This is a genomic window from Ruegeria sp. CG11, assembly GCF_056537245.1.
The window spans coordinates 846,015-865,982 of sequence record NZ_JBQFRE010000001.1 but is presented as its reverse complement, the minus strand read 5'-3'; the positions used below and the strand labels follow the sequence as shown (position 1 = coordinate 865,982).

The window sequence follows — 19,968 nt, the reverse complement described above, 5'->3', positions numbered from 1 at the left end:
ATAAGGGCGTCCGGTGGCTTACTAAGGGATAAGACTTGATCCCCGAGGGCCAATGACCCAATCGACCCGCACCGTTCTGCGCAACCAGCTCAATCAGGCATTGGCCGCGATGAAAGATGCCTGGCGGGTCATGCTGCGCAGGGGGCCCAGCCAGATTCAGTTTTGGTTCATTGCGCTGGCCATCGGGGTTGCTGCCGGGTTCATGGCGCTGGGGTTTCGCAAGGCCATCCGGGCGCTGCAGGCCTATGTCTACGACACCGAGGACATCCTGCTGCTGCACAGCCACGCCGAGAAACTGCCGTGGTTTCTGATCTTGATCATACCGATCATAGGCGGCCTAGTTGTGGGCATCATTCTACACAAGTTCACTGACGACGGGCGGGTGCGCTCGGTCGCGGACGTGATCGAAGGCGCAGCACTGACAAATGGCCGGGTCGAGGGTAAGGCGGGGATCGCCTCGTTCTTTGCCTCGTTGATCACACTCAGCACCGGTGGGTCGTCTGGCCGAGAGGGGCCGGTGGTGCATATGGCCGGTGTGATCTCGACCTGGGTAAGCGATCGCATCCACGCCGATGGCATCACTGGGCGCGATCTGCTGGGCTGTGCAGTGGCGGCCGCGGTTTCGGCCAGCTTCAACTCTCCTATCGCGGGAGCGTTATTCGCGCTTGAGGTCGTGTTACGCCACTTTGCCGTGCATGCCTTTGCGCCCATCGTTATCGCCTCTGTCGCCGGCACGGTGATCAACCGGCTGGAATATGGCGATGTGACCGAGTTCGTTCTGGAAACGCCGGGATCACTGCAATTCTACGTCGAACTGCCCGCGTTCCTGATCCTCGGCCTGATCTGCGGGCTGGTTTCCCTATTACTGATGCGCTCGATCTTTTTCGCTGAGGATATCGGCAGTCATATCCAAAGCCGATTGTCCTTGCCGCGCTGGCTGCGTCCGGCAGTGTCGGGCGCGATGCTGGGCCTGCTGGCGATTTGGTTCCCACATATCATCGGCGTTGGGTATGAAACTACGATCCGCGCCCTGGCCGGGGATCTGACCTTGTCGGTGGCGATCTTGTTTGCCGTGATCAAGACGGTGGCGCTTGCCATCACTATGGGCGGGCGTATGGGGGGCGGGGTATTCTCACCCTCGCTGATGATTGGAGCGCTGACCGGGTTGGCATTCGGCCTGATCGCCACCGGGCTGCTTCCGGATGTGTCGGGCACGCACACGCTTTACGCCTTTGCCGGAATGGGGGCCGTGGCCGCCGCCGTGCTGGGCGCGCCGATTTCCACCACCATGATCGTCTTTGAACTGACCGGAGACTGGCAGATCGGGATCGCCGTGATGGTCTCGGTCTCGATGTCCACTGCGCTGGCCTCGCGTCTTGTGGACCGGTCGTTCTTCCTGACCCAGCTGGAACGCCGCAACGTGCATCTGGCGGCCGGGCCGCAAGCGTATCTGCTGGCGATGCTGCGCGCCGGGGCGGTGATGCGGCCCATTGGCGACGCGCGCTCGATCACCAAAGACGAGGCGTTGGAACTGATCGATCAGGGGCTGTGCGTGCAGGCCAGTGCCACGCTGGAGGCCGCGATGCCCTATTTCGACCGGGGTGACATCCCCTGCATTCCAGTTGTGATCGTGCAGGAAGACGGCAGCGAAAACCCGGTGGGGGCGCTATACCATATTGATGCGCTCAAGGCCTATAACCGCGCGCTGGCGGCGACGGCGGCCGAAGAGCATTCCTAGCCGGGATATACGCTCGCCGCATCGCCCAGATAATTGTCCCACGCGAACCAATACGAGATATGCCCTGCAACTCGCGGCAGCCGGGTGCCGCCCGGCCCAATCAGTGCCTCTTCGGTCAGGGTCCATTTCTGACCATTCTGGTCCACAAGACCTCCATCCAAGGCTTTGAATTTGTGCGATTTCCGCTCATAAGCGCGCACGGTGCGCTTTTCAGAGTTGCCGATCAGAACCAGCGGTCGATTGGCAATCGCGTCATTGATCACACGGGTTTTGCTGAACGCCTTCAGCGGCCAGGCCCGCGCCGCGCCAAACTGGCGGATGGCAAAGACGTAGTCCTTCTGTCGATGTGCGGACTGATCGACCAAAGCAGGAAACATCAACTCGGGCGAGGCGAAATATTCGCGATACACCACCCCCGAGCCATAGTTGCGCCGGTGCCCAGTATTCAGCGATAGGACGCGGGTGCCGGGGTGTGACGCCTGCCAGCTTTCCCACGTGGTAATCACTACCGGGCGCTGTTTTAACTCGATCTCGCTATCGACCAGCGGACCGACAACGGGTTTGCCGGTATACTGGTTCCACAGCGAATGCGTCTCGCGGTCAAACATCAGCTTGTTTGATCGATACAGGAACCCCGAAGAACCGAAGATCAATGGCTTTCGCCGCCCCGAGACCTGCGTTTCGAACAGAATGCCCGATCCGCACAGCGTGCAATAGGCCAGCGCCACCGGAACGCCGCCGATCACCTCGTTGAACATCTCGTGCCAGCCCATGATACGTAGCGGATAGGCGCGCTCGTCTCCGTTGATCGAAACGCCAAAGACCAAATCGTCACCTTTCAGGTAATCGGCCTGCGTGGCTTGTATCAGTGTCGGGTTGTCCAGCGACGGGATACCATCCTTGCTCACGCCGCCCCAAGCGATCTCTTCCAGCCGAATTTTCATTTTGTCCCGCTGCAAGTATTCGGGGCGCAGGAAATCGTCGAAATTTTGGTCGATCCCCAGCAACATTTCGCGTTTGAACGGGATGAGAGAGGGGTGGGGCACCAGTTGCGGGTTCTTTTCCTGCCACAGCATCCAATCGAACCAATCGGCGCCTATGTTCTCACCGGTCAGGGCTTGTATGACATCGACGATCTCATCGCTGCGCCGTCGACCATAGCGCATCCCGGTCATCAGGGCAGGTACAACGTCCGGGTTGCCGCGTTGCACCAGAAAGGCCATGCCCTGTTCGAATTCCGCGTTGCTGCCGTATAGCGTGGTTCTTATGGCCTCCAACACAGGATCCTGTTGCGCCCAGAGCGCATTGGGCAACGCGGCAACGCCCAAAAGTCCAACGAAAAAGCGGCGAGTGATCGACATGGCATCCTCCGATGGTGTCCATACCCAGTGTGCATCGGTTGCTGTTCACTTGCATGCAACAGGTGCGTGAGGAAAAGAGGCACATCAAGACTGTTGCTGATTTTTATAGATGCCTTTGCCTTCCCCCGACCTTGCCAAAATCAAAGAAATTCTTTCTGGATAGTGGCTTCGAAACCACCAATAGTGGAATTTGCACCGTGAATTTTAGAACAGCCTGCGCGTGAAATTTTGCTTTAAATTGGCTGCTTTACTGGGGGCAGTAACTGCGGTCACTGTCTCAACCGCATCTGCAGAGATAAGGCTGCACAGATCTTCCGAGAAAACTTCTATTTTGATGGATGTAAAGCTGTCGAAAAGGCAAAAGTCCAGGTTCAGAGAATTTAAAACCAAAGAGTATTTCGCGGTATTTGTTGTCTCTGGACGAAACAGCAGTGGTTGGGTTTCCAACCGCTACTCACTTTCGGTCGCAAAAGAGCAAAGCCTAAGAGATTGTCGCTTGTTTTCTGAATACCCAGATTCATGCGCGGTTTACGCTGTGACAGTGCCAAAAGACTATGACCCGAATTTTGGAGGAACAACACTTAGCAGTACGGAAATTCCAGTTTCCGGGAATACTAAAAGAAAAGCTCTGCATCTTCGTCGGGTGCATTCGTAATCGCAGATAACGGCTCCGTTGGGTATTCATGGGGGTTTCCAGACCCGATTGAAGCACAGGAAAATGCAATTTTAGCTTGCGTGTCCGATGTGGCCAAGTGGTTGGCGAGCATAAAGAAAAAAGTACGTGACAAAACTCCAAAATCGCAAACAACCTGTCGCGTTATTCATGAGACCCGTCCATAAATGTTTGGGATGAGTACCCGATTGAACAGTAGGTAGAGCTTCTGAAAGGTCTTCTACTAAATCTGTTCAACCTTCACCGATTCAACTGGATAGAAGGCCACATAGCCCTTGATCTCGGCCATTGCGGGCAATGGGTTCTCATAGCTCCAGGCCGCGTTCTCGGTCACTGATGATTTGTTGACGATCGAGAAATGCGTTGCGTCCCCTTTATGCGGGCAATGCGTGACCTTTTCGGTCATGTCCAGAAAGGCCATCGCAATGTCCGAGCGCGGGAAATAGATCACCGGGGTCAGGTCCCCTTCCGACAATTCCAGGGCACCGGTGCTTTCACCCAGTACGGCGCCGCCCGAGCGAACACTCCATTTGCCCGGTAGCTTGCGGATCGTGATCTCAACCATATCGATTTCCTCGTCTTTTCTGGGCCACTCCTCTGCCCGGTATATGTAACAGTCCGGTGTCAGACCGGCGCGGTTGCGGCATCCAACCACAGTTGAGCGTCATCGCCCAGCCTTGGCCGGATCTTTTCCGCAACGTCGCGGTGATAGGCATTCAGCCAGGCGCGCTCTGCGCTTGTCAGCATGTCGACCACAATCAAGCGCCGGTCGATGGGCACATAGGTCAACGTGCGCCAGTTCAGCATGGCGCGTTCGTCGTCACCGCCGGGCAGGGCCGGGGCCTCTTGCACGACGACAAGGTTTTCGATGCGGATGCCAAACGCGCCTTCGCGGTAATATCCCGGCTCATTCGACAGGATCATGCCCGGTTGAAGCGGAACATGGCTGACTTTCGACAGGCGTTGGGGGCCTTCGTGAACGCTCAGATACGCGCCGACCCCGTGGCCGACCCCGTGGTTGAAATCCTGTCCCGCCGCCCAAAGCGGTGCACGTGCGATACCTTCGATATCGCGCCCGGCTAGCCCGACGGGCCAGCGCAGCATGGACAGGTTAATCATGCCCTTCAACACGCGGGTGAAACAGGATTTTTCCTCGTCACCCACTTCACCAATGGCGATAGTGCGAGTGATGTCCGTAGTGCCGTCCAGATACTGCCCGCCGCTGTCGAGCACCAGTATCTGCCCATCCTCAAGGCGGCTGTCGGTCTCTTCGGTCACGCGGTAATGCATGATCGCGCCATTGAGGCCGGTGCCCGCGATGGTATCGAATGAGATATCCTGCAGCGCATTGTCCTTGCGGCGGTTTTCCTCAAGCCGGGTGACTACCTGAGTTTCAGTCAGCGTGCCGGGCGCTTGCGCGTCCAGCCAGCACAGCGTTTCGATCACGGCCACCGCGTCGCGAAGATGCGCTTCGGCGCTGCCTGCGATTTCGGCGGCGTTCTTGCAGGCCTTGGGCAGGGCGCAAGGATCACCGTTATCCACCATCCGGTTCTGCAACACGTCTGCAACTGCCTGAGGCAAGGTGCCGAGATCGACCTGAACTTTGCCCTCCAACGCTTCGACATAGGTCAGGAACGTATCCGGCGCGTGGACCCGAACTTGATCACCCAGAGCGACCGTCAGCTTTTCCTCGGCCATGAACAGATCCACTGTCCCGTCGGCGTTCAGAATGGCAAAACCATGCGCCACCGGGTTATGACCGATATCCGAGCCGCGAATGTTCAGCAGCCACATGATCGAATCCGGCAATGTGATAGCAGCCGCAGTGCAACCGGTTTCGCGCAGAGCCTCAGAAAGACGGGCGATTTTGCTTTCTGCCGATTCCCCGGCAAATTCGATCGGGTGCTCCTTGACCGGGTTCATCGGTGGTGCAGGCTGATTTTCCCAAACCCGGTCCACCAGATTGTCACACCGCAGCAGTTCGATCCCGGTGTCCGACAGTTCTTTCCGGACGCTGTCGATCTGACCAGCGGCGTGAAGCCACGGATCAAAGCCCACCTTGCCGCCCTTCGGCAACTGCTCTTTCAGCCACGCACTCAGGCTGACTTCGGGCCAGGGCACGGGTGTATAATCTGCTGCGACCTGCGCCTTCACCTGCGTACGATAGCGACCATCCACGAACACTCCTGCGATGTCGGCCAAAGCGGCGCAAAATCCTGCCGACCCAGTGAAGCCGGTCAACCAGGCCAGCCGCTCGTCCCGTGGGGCCACATATTCGCCCTGATAAGCATCCGCGCGTGGGATCAGGAACCCGTCCAGCCCCTCGCGCGCAATCTCTTTTCGCAACGCAGCCAACCGTGGCGGCCCCTGTTCCGGACGCGCGGTGACTTCAAAGGACTGAATCATTTCCTACTTCTCCTAACCCGGGCTTACCCCTTCATCTTTTTGGAAAAAACTGCCGTCGGAGGCAAGGCCAGCCTCAGCTGGCCTTCTTCATTCCCATCACGCGGGCCCGGGCCCGTGGATCGCTGTCGAACAGTGCCGCCAGTTGCTCGGTCATCGCACCTGCCAGCTGTTCCACATCCGTGATCGTCACCGCGCGGTCATAATAGCGGGTCACGTCATGTCCGATCCCGATGGCCAGTAGTTCCACAATCTTGCGCTTCTCAACCATGGCGATCACGTCGCGCAGGTGTTTTTCCAGATAATTCGCAGGATTGACACTGAGTGTTGAATCGTCAACCGGCGCGCCGTCCGAGATCACCATCAGAATCTTGCGCTGCTCGCGCCGGGCCAACATCCGACGATGCGCCCATTCCAGCGCCTCACCGTCGATGTTTTCCTTCAAAAGACCCTCCTTCATCATCAGACCCAGATTTGGCCGCGCACGACGCCACGGTGCATCCGCACCTTTGTAGATGATGTGGCGCAGGTCGTTCAGACGTCCGGGCTGCTGCGGGCGGCCATCGTTCAGCCATGCCTCACGTGCCTGACCACCTTTCCATGCGCGGGTGGTAAAGCCCAGAATTTCGACCTTCACGTTGCACCGTTCCAGCGTCCGCGCCAGAACGTCCGCGCAGATTGCGGCAATCGAGATTGGGCGGCCCCGCATCGAACCGGAGTTGTCCAGCAGCAGCGTCACCACCGTATCGCGGAACTCGGTGTCCTTTTCGACCTTGAAGCTCAGCGGTGTAGTCGGGTTCGCCACCACGCGTGCCAGGCGGCCTGCGTCCAGAATACCCTCCTCGCGGTCGAACTCCCAGCTGCGGTTCTGCTGCGCCTGCAGGCGGCGCTGCAGCTTGTTGGCCAACCGGCTGACCGCACCTTTCAACGGCTCCAGTTGCTGGTCCAGATAGGCGCGCAACCGTTCCAGTTCGGCTGGTTCCGCCAAATCCTCGGCTGCTATTTCTTCGTCATAGGTGCTCAGGTACACCTTGTAGTCCGGATCGGCCTCGGATGCAGGCGGCGGGGCGGGGGGCTCCAGCGGGGCCTCGCCTTCGGGCATCTCGGCCTCTTCGCCCATCTCATCCTCGGCCATCTCGTCCATTGAGACCTGGGCCTGAGACTGATCCTGCTGTTCTTCCTGCGTCTGTTCAGGGGTCGCGTCGGCGTCCTGCTCGTCCTGATCATCCTGACCGGTGCTGTCAGGATCGGGCTGTTCTTCGGCGTCGTCCTCGGCCTGATCTTCCTGCTCGTCGTCCAGCTCATCTGGGTCTTCACCCAACTGGTCGCCGTAACCCAGATCCTTGATCATCTGCCGCGCGAATTTGGCAAATTCGGCTTGATCCGAGAGGGTTTCATCCAGGTTTTCCAGCGTCCCGCCGGCCTGTTCCTCGATAAACCCGCGCCAAAGGTTCATGATGTTCTCGGCCGCCGGAGGCAAATCCCGCCCTGTGGCCAGATGGCGGATCAGATAGCCCGCGGCAACGGCCAGAGGCGCGTCGGCAGGCTGCTTACACTGGTCATAGCCACGACGCAGCGCCTCGTGCCCGATCTTGACGTCGATATTGCTGGCCGTACCGGGCATGTCCCGCGCGCCCATCGCCTCGCACCGGGCGACCTCCATGGCCTCATACAGATCCCGCGCCATGTCGCCCGGTGGCGCATAACGTGCGTGGGTGGCGTCGTCGTGATATCGGCGCTGCAACGCCAAGGCATCCGCCGTTCCACGCGCCAGCAGAACTTCTTCCCGCGTCATCCGGCGGCTGACCTGCGGCAGGCGCATCGATTCACCCGACAGACCCGATGGATCGACTGTGTAAGAGACGTTCAGTTCGGGATCGTCGGCCATGACCTTGGTGGCCTCGGCCAGAGCCTTCTTGAACGGATCAGCGGGGTTGTCGTTGGGTTTGCTCATTGGCTTACCAATCATTTCCATCGAAAGCAGAAGAGACCATGCTTAGAGCACAGTCGTGCAGTTCAAACTTCCGGGCATGTTGCCCGGTGTCAAGCTGTCCTAGTTGGTCACGAAACGCGAGAAGCGGTTTGAACGGCTGTTCCGAGAGGCGAATTTTACCCTGATCAAACAGTACAGCAAGATTGAAAACGGCCGTTTCGACAACTGCTTCTGCCTTCTTTTCTGAAATTCCTTCCGCCAAGAACGCTTGCTTCAAATTTAGCGCATAGGCTTCAAGGAACGCCATGCTCAGGTTCTCATAGTCTGGATTGGTACCTGTTTTCCAATCGACCATCAGTTGTCACCCCAAGCTAGCACTCGCGGCGCTTTCCGGCAGCTCCTCGTCAAAGCAGCGCTGATAGAACTCGGCCACGGTCTGACGTTCCAACTCGTCGCACTTGTTCAGGAAGGACAGGCGGAACGCGTAACCCACATCGCGGAAAATCTCGGCGTTTTGGGCCCAGTTGATCACGGTCCGGGGGCTCATCACCGTGGACAGGTCGCCGTTCATGAAGGCGGTCCGGGTCAGGTCGGCAACAGTGACCATCTGGCTGACGGTCTTGCGGCCCTTTTCGGTGTTGTAGTGCGGTGCCTTGGACAGAACGATCATCGTCTCGGCATCGTGGCTGAGGTAGTTCAGCGTCGAGACCAGCGACCAACGGTCCATCTGCGCCTGGTTGATCTGCTGCGTACCGTGATACAGGCCGGTTGTGTCGCCCAGGCCAACGGTGTTTGCGGTGGCGAACAGGCGGAAGTTCGGGTTCGGGGTGATGATTTCGTTCTGGTCCAGCAAGGTCAGCTTGCCGTCATGTTCCAGCACGCGCTGGATCACAAACATCACGTCGGCGCGGCCCGCGTCGTATTCGTCGAACACGATGGCAACAGGATTGCGCAGGGCCCAGGGCAGGATGCCTTCGTGGAATTCGGTGACCTGCTTGCCGTCGCGCAGCTTGATCGCGTCCTTGCCGATCAGGTCGATCCGGCTGATATGGCTGTCCAGGTTCACACGCACGGCGGGCCAGTTCAGACGGGCAGCGACCTGTTCGATATGGGTTGATTTACCAGTGCCGTGATAGCCTTGAATCATCACCCGACGGTTGTGGGCAAAGCCTGCCAGAATCGCCAGTGTGGTTTCCGGGTCGAACTTGTAGGTGTGGTCGATGGCGGGGACGCGATCACTTGCTTCGGCAAAGCCTTTGACCGCCATGTCGGTATCAATGCCGAACACGTCACGGACCGAGATATCTTCGGTAGGTTTTGCGTTGATGTCGATCGATCCGTCAGCCATTCGCCTGGTCCTTATCCTTTGGCCCGTATTGCCGGGTTTGAACCCGTGTGTGGTGCAACATATTGCGGGCAAGGGCAAGGGAAAGCCGCGCGTGCTTCGGCTTCGGTAAATCTTTCTTTGAAACTGGCCTTATCGGCGCGCATTGATCAGTCGAGAATTGCGTCCCGCACCCGGATCAGGCTGCGTTCGTCCACAAAGCGTGGAGTGGATTGCATGTAGTCCCGGAACGCCTGCCCATAGCCCTGCAGCAGCCAGCGTTCCTCGTTCAGGACAAACAGGAAGTAGATCACGAATAGCGTCGCGGCCAGACCCAGCGTCATCCACGAACCGCTGGCGATACCCAGTCCCACCGTGGCCAGCACCGAGGTCACATATTGCGGGTTGCGCGAATAGGCATACATCCCGCCGGTCACCAAACCGTCGCTTTCGCAATAGGTATTGTCGAGCCCCAGAAAGCGATAGCCCCACAGCGTGATCCCGAAAGACAGCAGCATCACCGGAACACCGATCACGTACCGCAGCCAGTGACCCCAGCCATTCATCCAGACCTCGGACAAAGCAAATACAACGGTCGCGCCGCAGAACAGTCGGAACAGACCAAAGGCCGTGTGATGCCGCCACCCGCTGGCGCTGGGCCACAGACCCAGATGCGGCAGGCGCAGGTTCAGGGCGAGGTACCCGCTCAGCAGCACCGCCGAGGTGATGGCGGCTAACAGAGCAATCGCATGTACAGGGATTATGAAGTGTTCCATATCGCATTCCATTCGGGGCAGGTCATTATCTGATATGGGTCAAGGGTTCGGCCCATGTGATTGGCCGTAACGCGTATTTGTAACAAGTTTAGCTGGCAGCCGCAGAACGAGCAGAGAAAAGGCAATCGCAGGTGCGCGTGCTACACACCAAAAATTTTTTGGTATTCTTAGAAGCGAAAACCAAAGTGTTAAATTTGGGTTAATTTGTGATTTTGTAAGCTGCCCGAAACGGGTCTGTCTGAGAGTTTTTTGTGCGAGAGTTAATGAGTAGCGAAATCAGCTGTTTAGGCATGTTCGCCCCGCTCGTGCAAAGTGGTGCACCTTTTCTGACAACAGTTCGGGAAGAGGAGGGGCACGATGACGTTTGATGTTCTTCTTCATACTGTGCACACAACCGGTGGTCCGGGCGACTTGGTCGTCCAGAATACGACTGAACCTGCAATTATTGATGGGGGAATGATCTCGTTTGACGGAGGTCTTACGTTTCAGTCCTATGAATACCTTGGGCAAGGCACTAGGGGGAACTCAGGCGAATCCGGCGAATTCATTGAGGTCAATGGGAAAATTTACGCTTGGGATACCAATAACCCAACGGGCCCAATGTCTACTGGCAATTGGAAAATTACCGAGGGCGACCTCAACCCGGATAACCCACCGTGCTTTGTAGCTGGAACGCTGATCGAAACTGAGACAGGCTCGCGATTGGTCGAAGAGCTGACGGTTGGCGACAGGGTTTGCGTGTCCGACGGCCAAACTCTGCCGGTAGTTTGGATTGGTAAACGAACACTCAGCGCTCAGATATTGCATCTCCAACCAAAGTTTCGGCCTGTGCTCATCAAGCGCGATGCGCTGGGCAAAGGGCTGCCAGATCGCGACCTGTACGTGTCGCCGCAACATCGGATCGTAATTGAAGGATGGCGGGCCGAGTTGCTATTTGGCGAACCTATGGTCTTTTCAGCCGCGATTCATCTCGTCAACGATGACACGATCCGTCAGATACAGGCGGATGAGCCTGTGACGTACTTTCACATTGCCTGCGAACGACACACCATTCTGACGTCACACGGCTTGCGCAGTGAAAGCCTGTATCTTGGCGACAGGGTGCTAAACTCTTTTGGTCGGGAAGACGTAGATGAACTGCGCGCGCTTTTTCCTGAATTGAACGACGGTGCGTCGATACGGCGAACTAGGCTGCGCTGCTTGAAACGCCCCGAAGCGCAGGCGCTACGGGGCATGTTCCCAGAGTAGTACAGAGTTTATTTGAAGTTCCGGCTGTCCTTGATCTGATCCCAGGCCCAGACGACCTCTTGCAGTTGTTCTTCCTGAGACCTGTCGCCGCCATTCATGTCCGGGTGCAGCACCTTGATCAGCTTTTTGTAGGCCTTGCGCACCTCGGCCTTGGACCAGCTGTCCTTGGCCTCGAGGATCTCGATGGCGCGGCGTTCGGTTGGGGGCAGGCGACGGCCGCCGCCACCTGAAGTGCGCCCCTTGTTTTGCGTGCTGTTTGCGCCCAGCACCTGATGCGGGTCCTCGATGCCCAGACGTGCCCAGGCGCGGGCCTCGGGGTCGCCCATGGGTTTGGTCTCACGCTCCCACACTTTGTCCTTGGAGCGCTGCGCGTTCAGCTCGGCTTCGGTGGTGCCGTCGAAGAAGTTCCACTTGTTGTTGTATTCGCGGACGTGCTGCTGGCAGAACCAGAAAAAGTCGTCCAGTACATCAGGTGCCTTGGGTGCACGGAACTTGCCGGGTTCGTTGCATCCCTCGTGATCGCAGATACGCGTCGAGGTTTCAGACGCGCCGGACATACCCCGACGCCCGCGCGGGTTCTTTTTCTTGGCGCTGGAAACGGACATATCGAATCCAAAGGGGTCTGATTTCGTCATGCTCTGATCCTTACGAACACATCTTTTCGACTCGGAGGCAGCAGTTTAGTCTAAGCAGCCGAAAGTAGAAGAGGGGAGGCGGTAAAATTTTTACCGCTGAGCGAAAAAATGACCGTGACCGACGAAATCCGAACCCGCCTGCAGGCAGCATTTGACCCGCGCGAGCTGGAAGTGGTCGACGACAGCGAAAGCCACCACGGCCACGCGGGCTATCAGGGCGGCGGTGAGAGCCATTTCAACGTCCGCATCCGCGCCAGCGCGTTCGAGGGCCAGTCTCGCGTCGCCTGCCACCGCGCGGTTCACAAGGCGCTGGGCGATATCGTGCCGCGCATTCATGCACTGGCGCTGGATATTGATGCCTAAGCTTGGTTCTTTGCCTCAGGTGACCAAAGCGATTGCCTGATTAACCGTGAACCCTTGGTTTACCGCGCGGTAAGTTGGAAAGGGCAGCCTGTGGGTTGCGTCGATTTCGCGTCGAATCCAGTCCTGCTCTTCAAGTCGGACCAGCGACGTCGATAACGCGCGGTCGGTGATCGTTACCAGATTGGATCTGATTGCCGAAAACCGCTGCGGCATATCCGTCAGGGCCAGGATGGGTACGCTCCAACTGCGCCTTAGCAAAGCAAATTTCTTGTCATCAGGTACCGCGTTTACGATCCGGCTGGCGATTTCAGCCGCGGAAGCTCCGGTTCGGGTCAACCGAAACTCGGGTCTCAGCGGGTGGCCGTGACCGGGGTTCCGTTCCAAAAAACCAAGCTGGATCAGGTGCTCAAGGCTTTGGGCGAATGCTGTCCTGCTTGCAGTTGTCGCAGCCAGCAATGGCGCCTGTCGCCCAGGCGTGCCCTCATGCATTAACGCCAAGATGTTTAGCGACCAGGCGCGGGACGTGAGCTTGACAAGAATCGTTATGTCCATAAAGTATAGTAACTTTATTTTTTAAAAAGGAAAGTTCAATGCCACTCGTTTCATTGGAGGACACGATAACGCTGGCCATGTCCGTGCGGGACAGACATGCCAGTGCCGATTGGTATCAGGCTAAGCTGGGGTTTGAGCTGATCCACCACATTGATGAGGCCGGATGGAGTGAGATGCGAACCAAGACTGAAGGCGTGACGCTGGGATTAGGTGAACAGGCCGAGCCTGCACCGGGAAATACGGTGCCGGTGTTCGGTGTGTCTGATATCGTGAAGGCTCGGCGGTCTTTGGAAAGTTCAGGCGTCCAGTTCGATGGCGAAACCGAAACCATCGAGGGGATGGTCAGTACCGCAACGTTCTATGATCCCGACGGAAATGCCCTGATGTTGGCCCAAGACTTGACCCCGTCGGCAAACGCCGCAGAGTAACACTAGGCACCAGCCAACCTATTCCTTGGTTGGTTCAACCGAATCCGACTCCTTGAGGGTCAGAGGCGGTTCTTTCACTTGTTCCGCAATTGGTGCGGGTGCTTGCACTTCTACTGGCCCCGGAACCGGTTGCGCTAGCGGAACGCCTTCGGGCGTCTCTATTGGGCCAGGTGTCGCGACAACGGCGACGTCGACTTCGCGACGAAACACCAGAACATTGCGCCAGTTCACGGTCGAACCGGTCAGGCCCACGCGTTCTTCGCTGGGTAGCAGTTCGGCACGCTGATATTCCCAGCCGTCCTGCCCCATCTGGTTCAGGACCTGTTCAACCGATGCGGCAAACCGGCCTTCTGCGGTTTTCTCACCCTTGGCCTTGATGCCTTTTTGCGGAGCGGGGACAACTTTGTATTCGTAGCGCTGCATCGGATCTTCCTGGTGGTCGGTTCCCGGCAATCTAACATGCTGGAGATTTTGGGAAAGTCATCTTCGCACGGAAAGAGGCGGAAAAGAAAAACGGCGGGGTTTTGCGCAAACCCCGCCGCCAACAATTCAATCTCTGATCGGTTTACGTACCCAGCTTTTGGCTGACCAGTTCGTTGACCGCCTTGGGGTTGGCCTTGCCGCCGGTGGCTTTCATCACCTGACCGACGAACCAGCCCGCCAGTTTCGGGTTTACCTTGGCCTTTTCGACCTGTGCCGGGTTGGCGGCGATGATCTCGTCCAAAGCGGCCTCGATGGCGCCGGTATCCGTCACCTGTTTCATGCCACGCTCTTCGACGATCTGCGCCGGGTCACCGCCTTCGGTATAGACAATCTCGAACAGGTCCTTGGCGATTTTGCCCGAGATGGCGTCCGAGGAAATCAGATCGATGATCGCACCCAACTGTGCCGGAGAAACCGGAGATTCGGTGATGTCGTGATCTTCTTTCTTCAGACGGCCGAACAGTTCGTTGATCACCCAGTTCGCGGCCAGTTTGCCATTGCGGCCCTTGGCGACCTCTTCGAAATAGGCGGCCGATTCCACCTCGGCGGTCAGCACCGACGCGTCATAATCGGTCAGACCGAACTCGCTGATGAAACGCGCCTTTTTGTCGTCGGGCAGTTCCGGCAGTTTGGCGGCGATGTCGTCCACCCATGCCTGCTCGATTTCCAGCGGCAGCAAGTCGGGGTCGGGGAAGTAGCGATAATCATGCGCTTCTTCCTTGGACCGCATCGAGCGGGTCTCGCCCTTGTCCGGGTCGTACAGGCGGGTTTCCTGCTCGACCTTGCCACCAGCTTCGACGATGGCGATCTGACGGCGGGCTTCGACCTCGATCGCTTGCTGGATGAAGCGCATCGAGTTCATGTTCTTGATCTCGCAGCGGGTGCCCAGATGCGAGAAGTCCTGCGTTTCCTGATACTTCTCATAAGCGCCCGGCAGGCAGATCGAGACGTTGACGTCCGCCCGCAGGTTGCCGTTCTGCATATTGCCGTCGCAGGTGCCCAAGTAGCGCATAATCTGGCGCAGCTTAGCGATATAAGCGGCGGCCTCTTCGGGGCCACGGATATCGGGGCGGCTGACGATTTCCATCAGGCAAACGCCGGTCCGATTCAGGTCGACGAAGGACATATGTGGGTCCATGTCGTGGATCGACTTGCCTGCGTCCTGTTCCATGTGGATGCGTTCGATGCGGACCATACGTGCGGTGCCGTCACCCATCTCGACCAGCACTTCACCTTCGCCCACGATGGGGTGGTAGAGCTGGGAAATCTGATAGCCCTGCGGCAGGTCAGGGTAGAAATAGTTCTTGCGGTCGAACGCCGATTTCAGGTTGATATCTGCCTTCAGGCCCAGCCCGGTGCGTACGGCCTGCTCAACGCAGAACTCGTTGATCACTGGCAGCATCCCCGGCATTGCCGCGTCCACGAAGGCCACGTTCGAGTTCGGCTCGGCCCCGAATTGGGTCGATGCACCCGAGAACAGCTTGGCATTTGATGAGACCTGAGCATGCACCTCCATCCCGATCACCAGTTCCCAATCGTGCTTGGCCCCGGCAATGGTTTTGGGTTTGGGCATTTCGTATGTCAGGTCGAGCATGGCGCGCCTCATTTCCGCAGAAGTCTAAGCCTGCGTATTAGGCCCGGCAGGGGCTAGGGGCAAGGGGGAATCAGTGCTGAGACAGGCGCAAGCCCGACGGCGTGAAGGTCACGTCCATGCCGCTGCGCAGTTCCTCGCGGAACAGATCACCAATGGCACGCAGAGCCTGACGTTGGCCGCGGGCTGCAAACCGTTCGGCCGAGTTGATGCAGACCGAGTTGTTGAACCCGCTCGCGGCGTGCGCCCAGATCAGAGGATGCAGTTCCGTCATGTGGTCGCGGATCAGCCAGTTTGCGGCCTCGTGAATTTGCGAGCGCACCAAATCGGCCTTGTCGTTCAGGCCTAGCCCGCCTTGGATCGTGGTGGCGCAATAGGCTGACAGCATGTTGACGGTCTGCTGATCCGGGCGGCGGTGCAGAATGTCGTGCAGGCCTTCCAGAAAATACTCGACATCCAGCCGCGCGCACGCCTCTTCGTCCAAGGCGATGGCGTCAAACTGCACCCATGTATAGCCGCCGGCACCCCAGATATCGCGCGTGCGCGCCGCGTTGCGCAGGGCCTGAACCTCAAGCTCTTCATAGCTGCCGAACCAGCGCGGCAGAAGATGGGTGCCCATCGCCCGCATGTGGCGTTGGTTATGCGGGTCCAGCGTGATCAGACGTTCGTATTCCTCGGCCACGCGTAGGTCGGTTTTGCGCTGACCGGCCATAAGGGCGCATGCAGCTGCGGCCACTAATGGGCTGTCCGGCGCGGCCGCGCGGCATGTCGGCAGAAGGGCCGCGGCCCGGTCGAAATGTGCTGCACAGCGCGACCGGTGTAGCGGAGGCAGTGTGGCGTCCGTGGCTGTCCCGCGCCACGCCCAGGCCAGGTCGATATGTGCCAGCGCGACCACCAGTACGATCATCGGATCATCGGGATGCGCGCGCATTTCGTCTTCCAGCTCGGAGATTCCACCCAGCAGGTCATATTCGGACAGGGCAGCCCCGTCAGACAGGGCGTGTTCGACTGCCAGAACAACATCGGACCGGGCACCAAAGGCCAGTAGATCTGCAATAGGCATCCCGTCAGGCGCGGTGTCGCGGGATTCGTCTGCAGCACGCATCTGTCGGGACAGTTCGGCCCAGCGGTCCTGTCTGGCCAGCGTGCGCCCTTGTTCAATGGTATCGCGGGCAATCATGTCCTCGGCACGGGCCAGTGGAATATTCAGTTGCCCCGTGTCCGGCAGACCTGCCGCTACGGCGCAATCGGATGCGCGCATGTCCTGCGTGAATTGACGGGAAGGCAAAGAAGAACGGGCCTGACGCGCCCTGAAAAACCGAAACATGGTAAAACTCGAAACCGAAACAAACAGGTAGGCTGACTTGAGATTTTGGCTGAAATTCACCTCAAATTCAAGCTTTTTGCGGGGTAGGAGGGGATGTGCCGGGTGAATGGCATCCTTTAGGGCACATTGTTTCAGAAAACGGTGAAATGATGCCGCTCGACCCGGAAACCAACCTCTTGCAGGGTGATGTCGAACTCTTTGTGGGGTGGTGTGGACTCGTCAGGCAGCCGAATCCGCTTGCCCGATGCCAGCACCAAAGAGACGCGGACCGAAAAATCCCAGCGGGTGTCGAACCGGATGTAGTCGATATCCGTCAGAAGGACCTCACCTTCGCGATTGCCCGAAAACCACTTTATCCGGTCGTGATCCAGCGTCATGCCTGCGCGCGTGCCATGCACGACGTCCCACAGGGCGGGCAGGGTGGACAGGGCCAGCAGCCCGACCAGCCACCATGCCGCATCGAAAAGGATCAGCAAGGCCGCCAGCGCCGCGTAGACGCAGAACAGAATCAGGATCGTGCGCGGCGTCCGGTTGTGGCGCGTGAAGGTGAACGGGGTCATGCGCCGAGGATTCGGGTCACCATTTCCGTGGTGTCGCGCGACAGATCGGGCGTGTCGGCGATACGGGTCAGTTGGTCCCGGATCAGGTCCTGACGGTCGGCGTCATAACGTTTCAATGTCTGGAAAGCCGTGCACATCCGCGCCGTTGTCTGCGGGTTCAACGGGTCCAGCCGGATCAGCCAGTCCGCCAGCAACGTATATCCGGCCCCGTCTGCGTGATGGAACCCGGCGTGGTTCATCGCCAGCGCCCCCATCACCGCGCGGAAGCGGTTGGGGTTTTTCCAATTGAAATCAGCGTGCTCGGTCAGCGTGCGTGCGATGCCCGCAGTGTCCTCGGGGGCGGCCGTGGTCACCTGAAGGCCGAACCACTTGTCCATTACCAACCGATCATGCTGCCACTGGTCATAAAACGCGGCCAGCTCCTGCTGGCCCGTTCCGGCGCGCAACAGGCACGAAAGGGCGGCCAACTGGTACGTCATGTTGTTGGCGGCCGCATATTCCTCGGCCGCTTTAGCGCCGCCATCCAGCCGCGAGGTCAGATACAGCGCCGCACCGCCAAGCGCGCGTTTTCCGGCCTGATCGGCATCGGGACTGAAGGGCGCGTCGATCAGGGTTTCGCTGTGCAGCCGGGGCAACAGGTCCTGCACATGTTGCGCTGTCGCCTGCCGCAGGGTTTCCACGGCCCGCCAGATTGCCATCGGGTCGGGGGTTTCTCCGGCTTCGAACTGCGCGGCGGCCAGTTCGGATTGCGTCGGAAGGCCCAGCAACAGTGAGCGATAGGCCGGGTCCAGATCGCCGTCACGCAGCACGGCCAGAATGCCGTCCAGATAGTCGGTGCCGGGTGCGCTGTCTTCGCGGATCATGCGCAGCAACGTGTCCTCTGCCAGTGACCGTCCGGCCTGCCAGCGGTTGAACGGGTCGGTGTCGTGGGCCAGCAGAAAGGCGCGTTCGGCGTCCGTGTGGTCATGCTCCAAAATGACCGGGGCCGAGAAATCGCGCAGGATCGAGGCCACCGGCTTGGCGGCCAACCCGGAGAACTCAAAGCTCTGCTCGGGCTCGGTCAATTCCAGAATCTCGGTTGCGCGGACCTCATCCCCGTTCGCGCCCAAGAGACCAACGGCGACCGGGATCACCTGTGGCAGTTTTTCGGACTGACCGGGGGTAGGCTCGGTGCGCTGCGACAGGGTCAGGGTGTAGGTGCTGTCGGAATACTCCTCGGTCACGGACACGCGCGGCGTGCCGGATTGGCTGTACCAGCGTTTGAACTGGGTCAGATCACGGCCCGTCGTATCCTCGAACACTTTGATCCAGTCTTCGATGGTGCAGGCCTGCCCGTCATGGCGGTCGAAGTAGAGGTCCAGCGCCTGCGCATAGGCCTCATCCCCCACCAGCCGTTTCAGCATCCCGATCACCTCGGCACCTTTTTCGTACACGGTGGCGGTGTAGAAGTTGTTGATCTCCTGAAAGCTTTCCGGCCTCACGGGGTGTGAGAGAGGCCCGTTATCCTCGGGGAACTGCCGCGCCCGCAGGTCGATGGCGTCCTGGATGCGTTTCACCGAGGCAGAGCGCAAATCGGATGTGAACTGCGCATCGCGGAACACGGTCAGGCCCTCTTTCAGGCACAGCTGGAACCAGTCTCGGCAAGTGATGCGATTGCCGGTCCAATTGTGGAAATACTCATGTGCGATGATCGCCTCGATCCGTTCGAAGTTGGCATCGGTCGAGGTCTCGGGGCTGGCCAAAACGGCCGATGAGTTGAAGATGTTCAGCCCCTTATTTTCCATCGCGCCCATGTTGAAATCATCGACGGCGACAATGTTGAACACGTCCAGATCGTATTCACGGCCATAGACGTCTTCATCCCATTTCATCGACTTCTTCAGCGCTTCCATGCCGAAGGCGCATTTGTCCTCGTCACCGGGGCGAACCCAGAGGTTCAGCTCCACGTCACGGCCGGACATGGTGGTGAACTGGCCGGGGTGGGCGATGAGGTCTCCGGCGACCAGAGCAAACAGATAGGCCGGTTTGGGCCACGGATCAGTCCATTCCGCCCAGCCTTCGCCCTTGCCCGTGGGGTTGCCGTTGGACAGCAGCACCGGAAGGTCACCATTGATGCGCACGGTGAAGGTCGACATTACATCGGGACGGTCGGGGTAATAGGTGATCTTGCGAAAGCCCTCGGCCTCGCACTGGGTGCAGTACATGCCGTTCGACATATACAGCCCCTCGAGCGCTGTGTTGTTGGCGGGGTCGATTTCAACCACGGCCTCCCAGACAAAGGGCGCGTCGGGGGCGTTTGCTGTCAGGCCCTTGTCGGTGACCTCGGGGGTGATTTCTGCCCCGTCGATGATCGCGCGGATCAGGGTCAGGTCTTCGCCATGTAGGAAAAAGGTGCGGTCGGTGGCCTCGGGGTTTGGCCGGAAGGCAATGCGCGAGGTCACGCGGGTGGCGTTTGCGGCCAGATCGAATGTCAGATGCACACTGTCCACCAGATAGCCGAACGGCGTGTAGTCTTTCAGGTAGATCGTCGTGGGGGCAGCGTCGCGCATCGGGGGGGCCTCGCATCAGTTGGT

The 19,968-nt window shown here is 58.8% G+C and carries 18 protein-coding genes; 4 read left to right on the top strand and 14 right to left on the bottom strand.

The features are described from left to right. The first annotated feature begins 52 nt into the window (after positions 1-52). Complete coding sequence (locus ACR0KW_RS04275; RefSeq protein ID WP_480803884.1) at positions 53-1,738, top strand: chloride channel protein; 1,686 nt, start codon at positions 53-55, stop codon at positions 1,736-1,738. On the opposite strand, the gene ACR0KW_RS04270 is transcribed toward ACR0KW_RS04275, so the two are convergent. The 7 genes from ACR0KW_RS04270 to ACR0KW_RS04240 form a co-directional block, all read right to left on the bottom strand. Beyond that, positions 1,735-3,099: a DUF3179 domain-containing protein gene (locus ACR0KW_RS04270; RefSeq protein ID WP_480803883.1), complete on the bottom strand. Its 1,365-nt coding sequence runs from the start codon at positions 3,097-3,099 to the stop codon at positions 1,735-1,737. The genes ACR0KW_RS04275 and ACR0KW_RS04270 overlap by 4 nt on opposite strands. An 896-nt stretch (positions 3,100-3,995) precedes the next feature. Next, positions 3,996-4,337 (bottom strand): DUF427 domain-containing protein, encoded by a 342-nt coding sequence (locus ACR0KW_RS04265; RefSeq protein ID WP_480803882.1) that lies wholly within the window; start codon positions 4,335-4,337, stop codon positions 3,996-3,998. Positions 4,338-4,396: 59 nt separating this feature from the next. Next, positions 4,397-6,178: an aminopeptidase P family protein gene (locus ACR0KW_RS04260; protein ID WP_480803881.1), complete on the bottom strand. Its 1,782-nt coding sequence runs from the start codon at positions 6,176-6,178 to the stop codon at positions 4,397-4,399. Positions 6,179-6,251: 73 nt separating this feature from the next. Further along, a complete protein-coding gene (cobT, locus tag ACR0KW_RS04255; protein WP_480803880.1) occupies positions 6,252-8,129 on the bottom strand; it encodes a cobaltochelatase subunit CobT in 1,878 nt (625 codons plus the stop codon). Positions 8,130-8,133: 4 nt separating this feature from the next. Next, positions 8,134-8,463 (bottom strand): hypothetical protein, encoded by a 330-nt coding sequence (locus ACR0KW_RS04250; RefSeq protein ID WP_480803879.1) that lies wholly within the window; start codon positions 8,461-8,463, stop codon positions 8,134-8,136. A gap of 6 nt (positions 8,464-8,469) precedes the next feature. Next, on the bottom strand, positions 8,470-9,456 hold the full coding sequence (gene cobS / locus ACR0KW_RS04245; protein ID WP_170325720.1) for a cobaltochelatase subunit CobS: 987 nt from the start codon (positions 9,454-9,456) through the stop codon (positions 8,470-8,472). 146 nt (positions 9,457-9,602) lie between these two features. Then, positions 9,603-10,208 (bottom strand): methyltransferase family protein, encoded by a 606-nt coding sequence (locus ACR0KW_RS04240; protein ID WP_480803878.1) that lies wholly within the window; start codon positions 10,206-10,208, stop codon positions 9,603-9,605. Positions 10,209-10,565: 357 nt separating this feature from the next. Here ACR0KW_RS04240 and ACR0KW_RS04235 point away from each other — a divergent pair, with 357 nt between their 5' ends. Further along, positions 10,566-11,456, top strand: a complete 891-nt coding sequence (locus ACR0KW_RS04235) for a Hint domain-containing protein (protein ID WP_480803877.1) — start codon at positions 10,566-10,568, stop codon at positions 11,454-11,456. An 8-nt stretch (positions 11,457-11,464) separates the two neighbouring features. On the opposite strand, the gene ACR0KW_RS04230 is transcribed toward ACR0KW_RS04235, so the two are convergent. Continuing rightward, positions 11,465-12,091: a J domain-containing protein gene (locus tag ACR0KW_RS04230; protein WP_480803876.1), complete on the bottom strand. Its 627-nt coding sequence runs from the start codon at positions 12,089-12,091 to the stop codon at positions 11,465-11,467. 108 nt (positions 12,092-12,199) lie between these two features. Here ACR0KW_RS04230 and ACR0KW_RS04225 point away from each other — a divergent pair, with 108 nt between their 5' ends. Then, entirely contained in the window at positions 12,200-12,454 is a 255-nt protein-coding gene (locus tag ACR0KW_RS04225; protein ID WP_480803875.1) for a BolA family protein, read from the top strand. A gap of 15 nt (positions 12,455-12,469) precedes the next feature. On the opposite strand, the gene ACR0KW_RS04220 is transcribed toward ACR0KW_RS04225, so the two are convergent. After that, positions 12,470-13,006 (bottom strand): winged helix-turn-helix transcriptional regulator, encoded by a 537-nt coding sequence (locus ACR0KW_RS04220; RefSeq protein WP_480803874.1) that lies wholly within the window; start codon positions 13,004-13,006, stop codon positions 12,470-12,472. 38 nt (positions 13,007-13,044) lie between these two features. Here ACR0KW_RS04220 and ACR0KW_RS04215 point away from each other — a divergent pair, with 38 nt between their 5' ends. After that, positions 13,045-13,434: a VOC family protein gene (locus ACR0KW_RS04215; RefSeq protein ID WP_480803873.1), complete on the top strand. Its 390-nt coding sequence runs from the start codon at positions 13,045-13,047 to the stop codon at positions 13,432-13,434. Positions 13,435-13,452: 18 nt separating this feature from the next. On the opposite strand, the gene ACR0KW_RS04210 is transcribed toward ACR0KW_RS04215, so the two are convergent. The 5 genes from ACR0KW_RS04210 to pepN form a co-directional block, all read right to left on the bottom strand. Continuing rightward, positions 13,453-13,857 carry a DUF4177 domain-containing protein gene (locus ACR0KW_RS04210; RefSeq protein ID WP_480803872.1) on the bottom strand — a complete coding sequence of 135 codons (405 nt, stop codon included), beginning with the start codon at positions 13,855-13,857 and terminating at the stop codon, positions 13,453-13,455. 142 nt (positions 13,858-13,999) lie between these two features. Next, complete coding sequence (gene gatB / locus ACR0KW_RS04205; protein WP_480803871.1) at positions 14,000-15,511, bottom strand: Asp-tRNA(Asn)/Glu-tRNA(Gln) amidotransferase subunit GatB; 1,512 nt, start codon at positions 15,509-15,511, stop codon at positions 14,000-14,002. 70 nt (positions 15,512-15,581) lie between these two features. Next, on the bottom strand, positions 15,582-16,769 hold the full coding sequence (locus tag ACR0KW_RS04200) for a hypothetical protein (protein WP_480803870.1): 1,188 nt from the start codon (positions 16,767-16,769) through the stop codon (positions 15,582-15,584). Between the two features lie 197 nt (positions 16,770-16,966). Next, on the bottom strand, positions 16,967-17,395 hold the full coding sequence (locus ACR0KW_RS04195; protein WP_480803869.1) for a hypothetical protein: 429 nt from the start codon (positions 17,393-17,395) through the stop codon (positions 16,967-16,969). Continuing rightward, complete coding sequence (gene pepN / locus ACR0KW_RS04190; protein WP_480803868.1) at positions 17,392-19,944, bottom strand: aminopeptidase N; 2,553 nt, start codon at positions 19,942-19,944, stop codon at positions 17,392-17,394. Before pepN ends, ACR0KW_RS04195 begins: the two co-directional genes overlap by 4 nt. Between the last annotated feature and the right edge of the window lie 24 nt (positions 19,945-19,968).